Annotated in this window: 13 protein-coding genes; all 13 read right to left on the reverse strand. The window is 44.8% G+C overall.

Annotation, left to right across the window (positions count from 1 at the left end):
* Positions 1-31: 31 nt before the first annotated feature.
* Positions 32-3,958, reverse strand: a complete 3,927-nt coding sequence (locus tag R7E29_RS03515; RefSeq protein WP_230238636.1) for a DUF6701 domain-containing protein — start codon at positions 3,956-3,958, stop codon at positions 32-34.
* Positions 3,959-3,962: 4 nt separating this feature from the next.
* Positions 3,963-4,397 (reverse strand): hypothetical protein, encoded by a 435-nt coding sequence (locus R7E29_RS03520; RefSeq protein ID WP_064368795.1) that lies wholly within the window; start codon positions 4,395-4,397, stop codon positions 3,963-3,965.
* Positions 4,387-5,100, reverse strand: coding sequence for a PilW family protein (locus R7E29_RS03525; RefSeq protein ID WP_025504117.1), 714 nt, complete (start codon positions 5,098-5,100; stop codon positions 4,387-4,389). Before R7E29_RS03525 ends, R7E29_RS03520 begins: the two co-directional genes overlap by 11 nt.
* A complete protein-coding gene (locus R7E29_RS03530; protein WP_230238635.1) occupies positions 5,100-5,699 on the reverse strand; it encodes a type II secretion system protein in 600 nt (199 codons plus the stop codon). The genes R7E29_RS03525 and R7E29_RS03530 overlap by 1 nt, the downstream gene beginning before the upstream one ends.
* On the reverse strand, positions 5,696-6,175 hold the full coding sequence (locus tag R7E29_RS03535) for a type II secretion system protein (RefSeq protein ID WP_213904081.1): 480 nt from the start codon (positions 6,173-6,175) through the stop codon (positions 5,696-5,698). Before R7E29_RS03535 ends, R7E29_RS03530 begins: the two co-directional genes overlap by 4 nt.
* A gap of 115 nt (positions 6,176-6,290) precedes the next feature.
* Positions 6,291-6,524 (reverse strand): type II secretion system protein, encoded by a 234-nt coding sequence (locus tag R7E29_RS03540; RefSeq protein ID WP_005388453.1) that lies wholly within the window; start codon positions 6,522-6,524, stop codon positions 6,291-6,293.
* Between the two features lie 68 nt (positions 6,525-6,592).
* Positions 6,593-7,066 (reverse strand): type II secretion system protein, encoded by a 474-nt coding sequence (locus R7E29_RS03545; RefSeq protein WP_115386317.1) that lies wholly within the window; start codon positions 7,064-7,066, stop codon positions 6,593-6,595.
* Positions 7,067-7,357: 291 nt separating this feature from the next.
* On the reverse strand, positions 7,358-7,819 hold the full coding sequence (locus R7E29_RS03550; RefSeq protein ID WP_031781206.1) for a hypothetical protein: 462 nt from the start codon (positions 7,817-7,819) through the stop codon (positions 7,358-7,360).
* A gap of 3 nt (positions 7,820-7,822) precedes the next feature.
* Positions 7,823-9,046 carry a type II secretion system F family protein gene (locus R7E29_RS03555; RefSeq protein WP_005381186.1) on the reverse strand — a complete coding sequence of 408 codons (1,224 nt, stop codon included), beginning with the start codon at positions 9,044-9,046 and terminating at the stop codon, positions 7,823-7,825.
* 8 nt (positions 9,047-9,054) lie between these two features.
* A complete protein-coding gene (locus R7E29_RS03560; protein ID WP_005381188.1) occupies positions 9,055-10,779 on the reverse strand; it encodes a GspE/PulE family protein in 1,725 nt (574 codons plus the stop codon).
* Entirely contained in the window at positions 10,776-11,870 is a 1,095-nt protein-coding gene (locus R7E29_RS03565; protein WP_318082403.1) for a tetratricopeptide repeat protein, read from the reverse strand. Before R7E29_RS03565 ends, R7E29_RS03560 begins: the two co-directional genes overlap by 4 nt.
* Positions 11,867-12,712 (reverse strand): ExeA family protein, encoded by an 846-nt coding sequence (locus R7E29_RS03570; RefSeq protein WP_053303467.1) that lies wholly within the window; start codon positions 12,710-12,712, stop codon positions 11,867-11,869. The genes R7E29_RS03565 and R7E29_RS03570 overlap by 4 nt, the downstream gene beginning before the upstream one ends.
* A 44-nt stretch (positions 12,713-12,756) precedes the next feature.
* The gene (gene mshL, locus R7E29_RS03575; protein WP_005388471.1) at positions 12,757-14,397 is read right to left on the reverse strand and encodes a pilus (MSHA type) biogenesis protein MshL; all 1,641 of its coding nucleotides are present in this window, start codon (positions 14,395-14,397) and stop codon (positions 12,757-12,759) included.
* Positions 14,398-14,408 lie beyond the last annotated feature (11 nt).

Below are 14,408 nucleotides of genomic sequence, written 5' to 3' on the forward strand. Positions count from 1 at the left end.
TTTCCTAACTTAAGGGCAAAAACCTAAGTTGTTACTGTCCGGTTAACCCTGGCTCACCACGGTAAATCACGCGATCGTTACCTCGATGAATACCGAAGGTGACGACGGAGGATGGGTTTTCTTCACCAGCTTTCTTATTGTCCCAGTTGTACTTGAGCCAAGGTAAGCCATTTTTTGAATCATCAAGATCTAACCAAACGCGCGTTTGCTGGCGATATGATTCAGCTTGAGTTGCAGTAATAGAGCGAGAAGAACCTGAAGAAACAGTCCCGCCATCGCCTAGAGTTACCTCTTTTGCACTATTATCTGTCGGCCAAATGTGCACCTGAGAGTCATCTTCAATTTCTCCAAACACTTTAGTTTGGCTGTCATCAGAGTTAGCAATAAAACGGCTACCATTCCAGTACTCAACTCGAAGTGGCACTCTCAACGTCGAACTCTGGTTGCCACCGACATCATCTAGATCAACGCGACCAAAGCGGATGTCGGGTTGAATAGAAAGAACTGGATTACCATACACCGATATAGGATCTGGCTCTATTGCCACGCCAACCTTTATATCTGTCGCTTTTATGGTGTTGCCATTAAGATTAAAAGGTCCATCTTCGTAACCTGCAGCAGGAGTCTTTTTCATCCAACATAAGCCTTCTATCGCATTACATTTACCACTTAATGGGGGAGTCAGTGTGAAGCGTTGAATGCTTCCCAAAGCGTCTACCCAAGAAGGTGTTAAATTACCCTGAGCATTAAACCGATTCAACGAATCACTCAACTCAAAAGATGCTACATGTTCTTTGTTGAAGTATTTATAATTTTCTACTGATTTTGGAGCATCCCCACCAGCCAATACCTCTACTTCATACCACATAGAATCAAAGTTTTGATTCATATAGTTAAAGCTTTGACTTCCTGCATAGTCCCAATGTTGCCCACGCAACTTGTAGAACTTCGGATAGAAACGCCCGAGAGTAATGGTCGCTGGTTGAATCAAGAATGAGCTCTTACTAAGGTAGAGAGACGTATTTTCAACATTACCTTCAGGAGCACTTATTGAAAATTTGAACGCACCTACCTCAGACACAGTTTGAGAAAATGACGTTTTGGCATCATCAGAGGCGATATGTTGATATGTATCTGTGAGAAGTTCTGCTTTTTTCCCGCCGGCGCTTATAGCAGGATATACTACTTCATTTGACACAACCATTTGTTCTTCTTTGTAATTTTTAGCTGGCATGCCACCTTTACCATCTTCACTATACTGCAAAGCAGTGATGCTTATAGTAAATTCCTCACCAGCGGCGATAAACCCTCTATCACACCCAGATTTACTACCGCACCGCCCACTTGCGGTTGCTTGGAGGCGATGTGGATAGCTTACAAATGTGCCAACTCCTTTGGAGTCTTCGATTCCTTCAACAGATGCATTAAACGAAACTTTACCTGCTTCAGGATAGGTAAACTTAAACTTAGCTCGACCATTATTATCAAAGTAAACATCTCTAAGATAGGCGGGATCATCCTCTGGGCCTGAAATAGTTTGGTCAGAGCTCCAAACAGGCGTACTATTCCCGTCGCTCTTTTTATAATTTAGCGTAACACTTGGTTGCTCTTTAGGAGCAACGTCATACGTCATGCTCAACTTAATATCACGAGTAGTGTTTGTTGCTGAACTAGATGAACAAAATTCAAAATAGTTGCTATCTGAAGACTCCTTGTTAGCAATAACATCTTCAGCAACGATAGATAACGTATTACCATGGAATTCAATCTTACATTTTTCAGCCGAAAGCTCATCGCCATTAATTCGACAACGTGTATCCTCAAAACCGAACTGGTGAACACCATGGGTATTTGCAATGCCGATGGTCACGAAACCCGCTTTTGCGCCTTGCAGCTGAAGGTGAGTTGACCCCTTAAAGCTAATCGGTGAACTTTGTACCCAATTAGCAACCTCATGACCCGCACTAGGAGAAAGGGTCACTTGCAAATCTTCGGCATCGGTTATTGAACCAGGATAAAGCGTATCACAGTCTTTATCCATACATGCTCGTAGAATTACATCAGACGGCTGACATGTGCTGCCAACTCCAGAATAATCAAACTCAAAATGATGTATACCTTCTGTTAGTGGTTGGAACTCATCAGCACATATTTGAAAGTTATCAATTTCATGCACATTTTTTACTAACCCAGTAGAGCCCGCTACAGACACTCGAAATTCACTTGGAGCAGTCGATTGAGCAAAACCTTGCATGATATTGAAAGAATCAATAATGTCCTCCCAATTTAGGTTATCGCTTTTTAGTTTCCCTCTATCATCAACATCAACTTTGAGGTTACCTTGGTAGCTGGCTCTTTTGATAGAGACATAAACCCCGGCATCTCTACCATCGATAGCCCGTGAATCAATCGTCATCCGATAACGGTGAATTTCGTCCTTTGACTCATCATCGAGCTTGCCAACCTTACTGTTCTTTTTAATAAAGCGATATCCACCGAACCATCCTTCAGGGAACGTACCTATACGATGGTTGCTCGTATCAATATATTCGCCAGGGCCTTTTTTCTCACCCGAGCCTCGTATTGTTATTGAATGGTCATTCTGTCCCGGACTGCTATCAAGCGGATTTTTATCTTGATAATAGCTGCCTTCGTTAGAGAAATTACCATATTCATCAATACCAAAAGCAATCCACCCTCCAGCAAATCCTTCGATACCGCCGTCGTCAGGTTTCACTCCATACCCTAACGGCCCACCAAATGCACCAGTAGATGGTAGAACACTTGCATCCGAAAAAACAATCGCAACCCCGTCTGCACCAGTGTTGTTACGGTTACCATCGTACGCAAAATGGTCAAATTCAACTTCAACAATGTTGTTACTTGATGGAAATATATAGTTGTATGCGCCAACCGCAGCTTGGCCCTGTACATTGTTGGTTATTCTCAACCGATTCTTGTGAATAAATGGTTTAGGCTCTGCACCATCCTGTCCATCATAATCCCCGCTAAAGTAACCCATAGTTGCCCATTTTTTCTCAAGGTCAGATTCTTGCTCAAAGACCTCAACATCAATACATTGTTTTGGTTCGGGAAGTGGTTCCGGCTCTGGTTCCGGATCCCAACCACAAATCGATTTAACATATAAAACTGGGCACTTATTGGGAGCATAATCGCAATCAGGCTCATTCACTCCACAATAAATGTCACTCTGCTTATCAGGACTTGTAGTTGGGTTAATCGAGCCGCAGATGTCTGCCTGTTTGAGTACTGGACGTCTATGAGACTTAATAGCATCGCGTAAGGCAAAAACACCTTTTTGACTGCCTTTACCATTACTTTTTGAGTTTTTAACTGTAACCGTGTGCCCTTTAGATTCCAGCGTGCCACAGACTAAGGCTTGCTTGATAGTAACCGCATGTAAAGCCGTGACGTTACCAAAGATCTTATTCCCGGAAGCTTTAGTGGTTACATCACCACCATCAGAGGTGATGTTGCCCCGGATAACACTGTTTTGGATCGTCACATCGTTGTGAGCATATATGTCACCCCAGACTGTGCTGCCATTTTTAATTCCTATGTCTCTATGGCCATTTGAGTCTTTCTTTTTATTTTCAGATGGCTTCATCACTTGCAAACTCGAAGATGCGCTTGAAGTTTTCAGGTTGATTCTCTGCTGCTTGCTCCCTACGCTATTATTACCTTTAAGCATAATATCACCATGCATAACTTCTAGTGTGATCGGTTTACCGCCAGAGTTACCACTATAGATGACGGAGTCACCATTCCTCAGCGTTAGACTACCGGTGCTACAGCGGTAAACCGTACCATCGAGTTGACCAGCACCACTATCATCACAAATATTGACCCCCAAGTCGGCCAAATCATGTGTCACTGCCTTAGCATACGAAAAGGCAGACAGTGATAGCGAAATTAAAAATAGTATGGTCTTTTTCATTATTCTAATCCTTTACCCAAACCTCTTGCTGGCGCTGTACCTGTGTAGCCCCAGAACCACACGTTGCCGTGGCCTGCACCTTAAAAAGAGATTCAGCATCAGGGGTACCCTCATTGAAAGTACCTATATTTGTACATGCCATCGCATTAACCTTGCACCCACTTCCCACAGCTACCAGCGGAACGGCACCGCTGACCTCCCCACTGCATACGGTCGCGATATCTGTTGTACTGGCATTTAACGGATACATCTTGGTCAATGCCCACTCATTTGCAGACTGAGCAACAAACCAAGCTTTTGTTCCCAAAAACTCTCTTGTTAATCCGCTTTGATTCGACCATGTCACTTTCATTAAAGAGGAAGCCAAATATCCCATTACAATAATGACGAATAACACGATGATTAGTACATTTCCGCTGGAGTTTCTTCTATGGGACATTGAGCACCTGCACATCTTGTTGATACACACTACGTTCACCATCCTGCTCAAACTCTAGATTTATATGAACTAAACCACCTCGTTGCAGAGTAGGCTCTAGATAACGCATACCACTTACGGACGTATCGACACTATCCGCAACCGTAATACCATTTCGCGTAACTTGCTTGGCATCGAAACAGTAGCGAACCTCCGACTTATCTTGATAAATATAAAGACGGCTAGAAACAGAGGAGCCCGTAATCGTACTTGCCGCCCCTGTAACAACAAAAACCTTACCTGTTTTAGCTAAACCACCAATGGCTATATTTTGCGAAGAAGTTGATTGCAAATCTTCATATCGGCTTGGATTGATCACCATCCTGCGATTCGCAGGAATAGGATTAAGCGTTGAGTCATTACCTAGCAAAAACTCTAAGTCATTATTCTTAAACGTGTAAAAACCAGAATACTCAATCGGAACAAACTCTAAGCAATGGGAAGCATCCTTTGGAACATGAAAACTATTAGGTACAGCATGGCGGATTTCACGCGTCATCTTTTCTAAAACAAACTGAGCCTGCGTTTGTATTCGTTGGCGATCGATAGTATCAGCGTATCCTTTCATTCCTAACTGGACATAGCCAGCTATCCCCAACATGATGAAACTGCCGACCACAATCGTAACTATCATTTCCATTAAGGTGAAACCACGATCTTTCATCAGTAGTTCCCCTTAATAGCTGTTAAAGTAAGAGGCTGCGTGTTCCCCGCAAAAATCCGTAATGTTACTTTTTTGTATTCGGTTATTTCATCGGGAGTTTTATCCGTCAGATCATCATAGGCAACGCTAACTTCTAATCTAAAGTTTTTGTACTGCTCAGTACTATCCTCACCAAGTACATCACTAATATTCCCTCTAGGGATACCATCACACTGAGAAGCCGTTGTAGATGTGCTCCAACACCCGATATAGTCATCGACATCGTTGAAAGAGCTCGGATTTGATGCATCCTCTCCGTAGTCAGTATCCACACCTAAAGTCGAAGAACATAAATTCAAAGGATTATCGGGATGAGGGCTGTCTTTAGACTCACCACATCGAACAGTACCACCATCAAAGTCACTCCACTGGTCAAAGCCTCGTGAAAGAATCTGTGACATGAAACCTTGGCCTAATGCGGCCGCGCGGGTTTGATAATGAGGGATGGCGGAATCTCGAATTTGAGGGACAAGAAAAGAAGTAAACGCCACCATCGCAATGCCCATCAAAACAATCGCGATGATCATTTCTATTAAAGTCATGCCACTAGATTTCTTCATGAGCATGTACCTTTAGAAACATAACCTTGAGAATTAATTTCAACTTGGCAGCGGCTTCGACCATGCTTATCTTCAATTAAGATGTTTACAGCACCACTTACAGGATTGCCGAGAAGGTTAAAATTAATTGTATTTGCGGCACCGCTGATAACGGAAAACCTTGCGGACTTATCGATAACCACGTCACTACGAGCATCTCGTGCACTGCCTGTTAGTGCACAGGCAGCAACCGAACCAACACATGAGCTAGAAACTTGTAAACGAAAGTTGTTATCAGGACTTGTAGCATTCGACTGCATACGATTCACCTGCACTTGGCGAATCACAGAAATCACGCGTTCTTGTAATGCATATGCAGAAAAACTGCCTGAGCCCATAAAACGGCTGGCTGCAAAAAGTGAAAGGATAGAGAGGAGAACAATCACGAGGATTAACTCCATTAACGTGAACCCTAATGCAGAGCTGCGAATTTTCATAACCCAACCTTAGGCTTAGAACAAGCGAAATAAGTATACGATGAAATTATGAGATTAATGATAGGTTTGTAACTTTTCGATTCGAAGTGTGAACAGACGAACAAACAACCAATGTCTAGTTATTTTGCCCTTTTGAACGGCCAATCTCTTCTTCAATTCGATCGTACGTTTCTTTGTTGCTTAGCGTTTCAGAAACGTGCTCGGCGGTTTGCTTAGTTTGCTCCCACTTTGCTTCATAAGTTTCTGGTTCAAAACTGATAAATCTTGGTAATACCACATAACCGATCACACCTAAGATAATCAGCACAACGACAAACTCTATTGCACTAAGACCCGATGATTTACGCATATGAACTATTCCGAAATTAACCAAAGTAGAGAGATAAAGGCCAGACTAGCTGGCCTTTTATCAATGTATTACTTAGTACATACTGCAGAACTAGCAACAATCTCAGTTTTCGCTGGAGTGTTATCACCTGTAGCAGCAGTGTATCTAACACAGCTCTTACTGTAGCCTTTAATGCCGTATACCATGTTTGCAGGATCTTTATCGCTATTGTCTGCAATAAGCTCCCAGTCTCCAGAATCAATACCATCGACCGCTAGCTTAAGAGCCTCTGTAGTTGCTTCAGGGTAACCATAATCCAGCTGTAAAGTTGAGCCAGCAACACTAATCGCTCCATTTTCACCAGTTTCTTGGCTCTTGATTGCTGCCTTACCATATACAATGCCTGAAGCCCCATCAATCGCGCCTTTCAGACCTTGAAGTGCAGAAGCTCGAGCATCATCTTGTAGGTTAAGGAAACGTGGTGCTGCAGTTACCGCTAGAATACCTAGGATTACAATTACCACTACCAATTCGATAAGGGTGAAACCACCTTGTCTTTTCATTGTTTACTCTCTCTATGTAAGCATGCAGTACAACTGCAAAGTTTTGTTTAGGTCACGCGACCATTTTGGATATTGTCAAAACGGTTTGGGGCAGCAACGTTCACTAAAACTGACCGTGAAGTGGATACTGTATCTACCGCTTGAGCAGAATGACGATTCGCCATTATTCAGTTCATGCTGCAATGAGAAAAACACATTATTGTTTACCCACTATTACAGCCTGTTACTTATGGTAATGATTGCATTATACCGACTTTCATTACCAATTATAGTGATTAGGTGTCAAAAAATTCACTCTGCCGACATTTCGACGTCTATTTTCAGTTGATTAGCAGTTGAGATAACTACAATCGACTGACCATTTTCATAAGTGTAGTGACAGACATAACGATCAGTTTTGATGGCTCCACTGATATCTATTAACTTGTTGGTCATTATTTTACGTTGGGGGTAATGCACCGCTAGCCAATAACCACAATCTAATACACCTTGCTGAGTAAAGGGAGACACTAACCCGTCCTCAGTCATAGTAAGGTTAAAACCATCCATCAGCATATGTTCTGGCTCGCCTTGTACTAGCCAAGCTTGACGATAACGCTGAACACTATCTTGCATCCAAACTCTCGCCAACTTAGCCCCAGTCACTTGTGCTTGCTCGGTCACAGGACGTAATTTGACCGCCAAACCCACCGCCATAATCGTAGCAATAACCCCAAACACAATAAGCGTTGCTCGGCTTTGATTTTCAACCACCTATTAGCCGCCTTTGATAATGTCGAGCATTCCCCACATTGGTAGGAAGATACCCAATGCCAGCACCATGACCATGCCTGCGACAATCACCAAAAGTAATGGTTCTATTCTTGCGGTCAGCGTTTTTAGATCGTAATCGACTTCTCGATCGTAAAAGTCCGACACCTCCAGCAGCAACTCATCAATACGACCAGTTTCTTCACCTACTGCAATCATCTGAATCACCAATGGGGTGAATATTTTACTGTTGATGGCCGTCACTGAAATGGTGCTACCCGCTTCAATTGCAGACTTCATCTCAAGAATTCGGTTTTCTAAAAAACGGTTCCCTAAGGCTTCCCCGGCCAAAGCCAAAGACTGGTTAAGTGGCACCCCTGATTTCAGCATCAACGAGAAGGTTCTGGCAAAACGAGAAAGCTGCGCACGATTAACGATATCGCCTACAATTGGCAGCCGAAGCCGAAACTTATCGAACTTCTCCCGACCATCAGCCGTCGCCACCCACGCTCTGAATACAGTAAACGCGCCAATCATTGCCACAACCAGCAACACCCAATAATTAACAAAGAAATTAGAAGTCGCGATCAAAATACGCGTCGGCAATGGTAGCTCAACCCCAAAGCGCGTGAACATCGATGCAAACTCAGGGATCACCAAGATATTCAATACAAACATGGCGATGGTGATAAAGATAATAACAAACGTCGGATAACGCATCGCCGCTTTAATGCGTTTGCGAGTCTCAAGTTCCTGTTCGTAGTAATTCGCCAGTTGCAATAGCGCTTGGTCAAGCCGACCCGTATTCTCACCGACGTTGATCATAGAAACGAACAGTGGGCTGAATACTTTACTGTGTTGCTGCATCGCAGAAGACAAACCTCGGCCATTACTCAGTTCAGAAACGACATCTTCTAGCGCCTCTTTGAGCTGTTTGTTTTCGCAATTTTGCAACAAGCCACGCATAGAGCGCAGCAAAGGTACGCCAGCTTTAGTCAAACTAAACAACTGGCGAGAGAAAAGAATAATTACTTCCAACGGAATAGCAGGCACAAACAGCTTAGACAAGCTCACTTGGCTTTTTGCCGACTCTTTCTCTAACCGTACATTGAGCGGGATGACCCCTTTGTTCATCAATGCTTCCGCCGCAGCTTCTGAGTTCACTGCTTCGATTTTGCCGTTAGTGGATGAGCCGTCTAGCGTGCGGCCTTGATAACGAAAAGTTGGCATTCACTTACCTATATGAAAATGGGATCAGTCTTACCAGAAGCATCACCCTCACCTAGGGTCATCACTTCATCCAAACTGACGGTGCCTTGTAGCGCCAGTTCCATTGCAGAAGCAAGCAGTGGCTTATAGTTTTCTGAGCGGCGCGCGGCTTGCGCAAAACCAACCGCATCATTGGCTCGCAATTTATCCATCATCTCTTGCTCAAGTTCGAGCATTTCAAACACACCGATTCGGCCTCGATAACCAGTCAAGTTACAGTTTTGGCAACCTGCGCCTTTATAAAAAATGGTGCTAACTTGATTTGGGAAACGCCCAGCTAACCACTGCTGGCGAGACTCATCTAAGTGGTCTTCTGTTTTACAATCTGGGCAAACTCGGCGCACAAGACGCTGCGCCACCACGGCTCTAACCGCACTAGCAACCAAGTACCCCGGCGCCCCCATATCGATCATGCGTAACGCACTGTCGACAGCATCGTTGGTGTGGAGAGTGCTCAATACTAAATGCCCCGTTAGTGCAGCTCGCAGACCAATTTCTACCGTCTCTTGGTCACGCATCTCACCAACAAGAATTATGTCTGGGTCTTGACGTAAAAAGGTTCTAAGAACACGCGAGAAAGTTAGATCGATCTTGCTGTTAACCTGTACCTGAGTGATGCGAGGCAGACGATATTCAACCGGGTCCTCTGCTGTAATGATCTTTTTCCCAGGTTCGTTGAGCTCACTCAATGCGCCGTAAAGCGTGGTGGTTTTACCGGAACCTGTCGGCCCGGTAACCAAAATCATGCCGTGCGGACGCGCCAACTGTCGACGTAAGCGAGCAAGCAAGTCTGGCGGCAAGCCTGACTCTTCTAACGGACGCAAACCAGCGGACTGGTTAAGCAGACGCATTACCACAGATTCTCCGTACTGCGTTGGTAACGTCGACATACGAATATCAATTGATTGGCCACGAACTTTGATATTGAATCGGCCATCTTGTGGCAAGCGCTTTTCAGAAATATCTAGGTGTGCCATCAACTTCAGTCGAAGAACCAAAGCCGATGCAATGTTCACTTCATTTAAGAGCGTTTCATGCAATACGCCATCAATACGCTGGCGCAAACGCAACACTTGATCGTCTGGCTCAATATGAATATCCGAAGCTCCAACCTGTACCGCATCTTCAAACATGGAATTAACCAGCTTTACAACGGTAACCTCTTCACTATCGGCTTCATCAATACCGTAATCAAAGCTTTGTACATCTTTATGCTCTTCATGCAGCTGTTCAGCAAAGGAGGCGATCTCTTTAGTACGGCGGTAATAACGGTCAAAGCTTGAAATAAGCTGACGCTCTGAAGCAACAATGAACTCAAGGTTGTATTGACCTAACAAGTTCATCAATGATTCTTGAATGAACAAGTCCGCAGGGTCGCTCATAGCAACGCGCAGGGTGTCCCCATTTCGAGCAACGACCATCGCACGTAAGCGACGAGCGTGTACCTCAGGTAAAATCTGCACGGCTTCGGCATCCACAGGTGCACGACCAAGATCGATCAGTGGCAAACCAAGCTGCTGAGACAAGAAGTCCAACATTTGCTTTTCAGTAATAAAGCCAAGGTCAATTAACGCATCCCCTAACTTCTGCCCGGTACTGCGTTGTGCGTTTAGTGCTTGCTGGATTTGTTCTTCAGAGACGATACCTTCCTCAACCAGAAGATCGCCCAAGCGTTTTCTCAACTGAATTTTCATTGTGCGCTCTCCAACTCTTTCAAGATGCTCAAACGGTCACGGATAAATGCTTGCGATTGATTCGAAATGCCAACTTTACCCAGAGCTTGGTTGTAAGAGTTAATCGCGGCAGTAAAAGCCAGGGCGCGCTCTTGTTGAATAGCCAAACCTAACCACCAGCGCGCGTTTTCCGGCTCACGCTGAGTTAGGAGTTGATAGCTCTCAAGCGCAATGTCATTTTGCTTGTGTTTTTGTGCCAATGCCGCACGCATCGCCAAGTAATCTCGACTTGGTACTGGAGGCAAATGAACAAGCGGGCTCAGCGCCGCTTCAGGTTGATTAGCTTTCACTAACAACTTAGACAAGGCCAAGCGGAGTACTTGGTTGTTCGTATCTAGGTTGATGCCTTCTTGAATAATCTCATATGCTTTACGCGTGTCACCTTTACCAAAGTACAACGCTGATAACTTTTGACGCGTGTCTGCATTCATTGGCTCATAACGCAACGCCTCGGCATAAGCCGATAACGCCGTTTGCATATCGTTAGCATCCAGTGCTTTTTCCGCTCGGCTAACCGCTTTAAGAGATAATTGACGATGTGTAAGCTCAACCTGCTCAATACGCATTGAGCTGTTTTCTGATGTCGTGCGGGTTACGTGATCGTATTGCTCCTCGCTCGGCATCGTTGCTAACTGCGCGAGTAAAACTTCATCTTCAGAGGCGATATTTATCTCAGATCTTAGCGTGAACCTATCAGTCTCTTGCATGTGAGGCTGTTGCGCTACCGGCTGTGTGGCTGGTTTGGTGTAAACCACTTGAGTTGTATCGGGCGTCATTTTACTCGTTGGCGAGTGAGTGCGCTCCGATGAAACAATTGGTGAGACATTCACAGACGACAGTGGCATAGCGTCGGTTTGAAACTGTGATAGCTCGCCTGACGGGACAGGACCGCGAGAGACCGCCCAGCTACCAACCGCAAGGCTTAACGAAAAACCGGCGACAAGCCAAAGCCAAGGTTTACTGCGTGAGACTCTTGGAATCTCCGCACAAGTAAGCTCTGACGGCGATGTTTTTTCAGCAAGTTCTGATAATGCTTTATTGATGGCACTCAAGGTTGACTCCATCCCCAAAATACGGGTGTTTTAAACTTAGGTTTACGGGCATCAAACGTATCGTGCATAGCGGCGTAAACGTGATGATTTTTCAATAGTGTGCAACGCTCATTAAATGCAGCAAGCAACGACTTGTGGCTAATTTGGTTTATCAAGCGCGGAATCCCCATGGATGAACGCCAAATCGCTTTTTTCTGTTCAATAGAAAAAATGTGCGCCCCATTGCCTGCTTTATCTAAACGATTATTGATGTAAGCCACGCCTTCATCGATAGAGAGAGGACGTAACTGGCAGCTAAACGTAATGCGTTGACGAAACTGCCTTAGCTCATGGTTAGCCAATCTTTCATCCAACTCAGGTTGTCCGAATAACACCAATTGAATGAGCTTATCTTGTTCCGTTTCTAAGTTGCCAAATAGACGTAATGTTTCTAAAGCTTGTGGGGAAAGAGCTTGCGCTTCATCAACGATCAAGACGGTTTTCTTTCCCAAGTAATGTACTTGAATCAAGTGCTCTTGAATGAGGGAAACGATACGCAGCGGATCATCGTTCTCGATACCCAACTCTCTGGCGACAGCAAACTGCAACTGTTCCCCATTCAACACTGGATTGGGTAAGTAAATAAGCTCAACTTCAGATTCAATCTGCTCGATCAGCTTACGGCATACCATGGTTTTTCCAGTGCCTACTTCTCCCGTCACCTTAATCACCCCTTCTCCCATTTGCACGGCAGCTAGGATGGTTTGGATCGCCTCATAGTGAGGGACTAACCCCAAGAACATTTCTGTATTTGGGGTTAACGAAAAAGGCTGAACTCGGAATCCAAAGTGTGACAAGTACATACTCGAATCACAAACCTATTGAAAAACAGAACCTTTCCCAGCGCTTATTGCGCATCTGGGAACCACTCTTGCAGCAGATCACGAGAGCGCTCTAGCTCTTTCTGCCAAGAGTTCACGCCAACTACGGTCGGTTTTAGCAAGATGACCAATTCTGTTTTCTCAGTTACGTTATTCACGTTGCGGAACAAATGCCCCAGTGCTGGTACATCGCCCAAAAATGGGACTTTAGAAACAAGCTCACGATTTTGCTGTTTCATCAGACCGCCGATAACCACAACATCGCCATCTTTAGCACGAATAACCGAGTCTGATTCACGAATAGAGCTTTTCGCTAATGGCAGTTGGATGTTTTGGAAATCTCCGCCCAAGTTCAATTGCTTCACTTCTTCCGTGACTTCAATAACTGCGGGGTGAACATGCAGGAACACATTGCCTTTGTTATCAATTTGCGGAGTCACATCGAGGGAAATACCCGAGAAGAATGGCGTCAGTTCCACTTCAGGAACTGCATTTGAGTTTTCACCGTTGCCTGCATTGCTCGATAGCTCGGTAACAAAGTACTCATCGGTACCCACTTTGATGACAGATTTTTGGTTGTTGGCAGCGGTAATACGAGGGCTCGAAAGGACGTTCAAGTCACCTTGCGTAGACATGAAGCTCAACACTGCATTGAAGTTACCATCCGAAATAGTCACGTTAGTTTGACCGCCCAATAGCGTGCCAATCGCATCCAATGGTGGTAATGTCGACGCAGGGCGGTTGACTACGATACTACCCGAGTTACCAATTGACGCCGATAAGTTTGACCAGTTGATGCCTTGTTGGTAGCCATCATTCAACGTCACTTCTAGGATTTTAGCTTCAAGAATGACCTGGCGCTGCATGCGCTCCTGCGATACACCTAAGAACTCGCGTACTTCGCGAATATCATCAGGAAATGCTCGAACCGTAATAACTCCCGCTTGTGGCGTTACAACCACACTTTGCCCTTTGCCTGAACCAATTAGATTCGCAACAGCTTGCTGCAGCATAGGCCAGAAGTCACTCTCAGTGATGGTTTCAATGCGTGTACCACCCGTAGATGTGGTCGAGCTATCGTTGTTGTTTCCATTGTTAGAGTCTGACGAGTCAGAACTGTCTGAGCTACCACCAGAATTAGACGTACCAGCCGAGGTTACAGAGCCCGTAACAATGCTGGTTAATGAGCGACCAGAACGCTTGAACTGCAGGTAATCGACTGGAATGGTCACAGTACGCATACCTGCTGGGTAGATTTGAATAACTTTGCCAGACTTCACCACGTCATAGCCATACATATTCTGTACGACATTCAGAACTTCATCCAATGTCACATCTGACAAGTTGACAGTGATATTACCTTGTACCGATGGGTGAATCGCCACGCTGTACTCAGTGCCTTTCACTAATGAGGCGAAAAAGCTTCTTGCATCGACCGCATTCGCCTGAATACGAAAACGCTTCGAGGTGCCTTGCTCTGATGCAACGTTCGAGTCTAAATTTGGCATCAAGTCTGCCTCAACAGAAGAAGGGATTTCTTCCAATGTGCGGCTGTTCGCTTGATTGATCGATTCATTGAGCGCTTCTTTAACTTCCACTGGATTCCGATGACCCATTGAACATCCCATTAAAGAAGCAATCGTTATTCCTACAACTAATTTGCGCATATCTGATCGGG

The organism is Vibrio sp. Vb1729 (assembly GCF_033338655.1).
Lineage (GTDB): Bacteria > Pseudomonadota > Gammaproteobacteria > Enterobacterales > Vibrionaceae > Vibrio > Vibrio alginolyticus.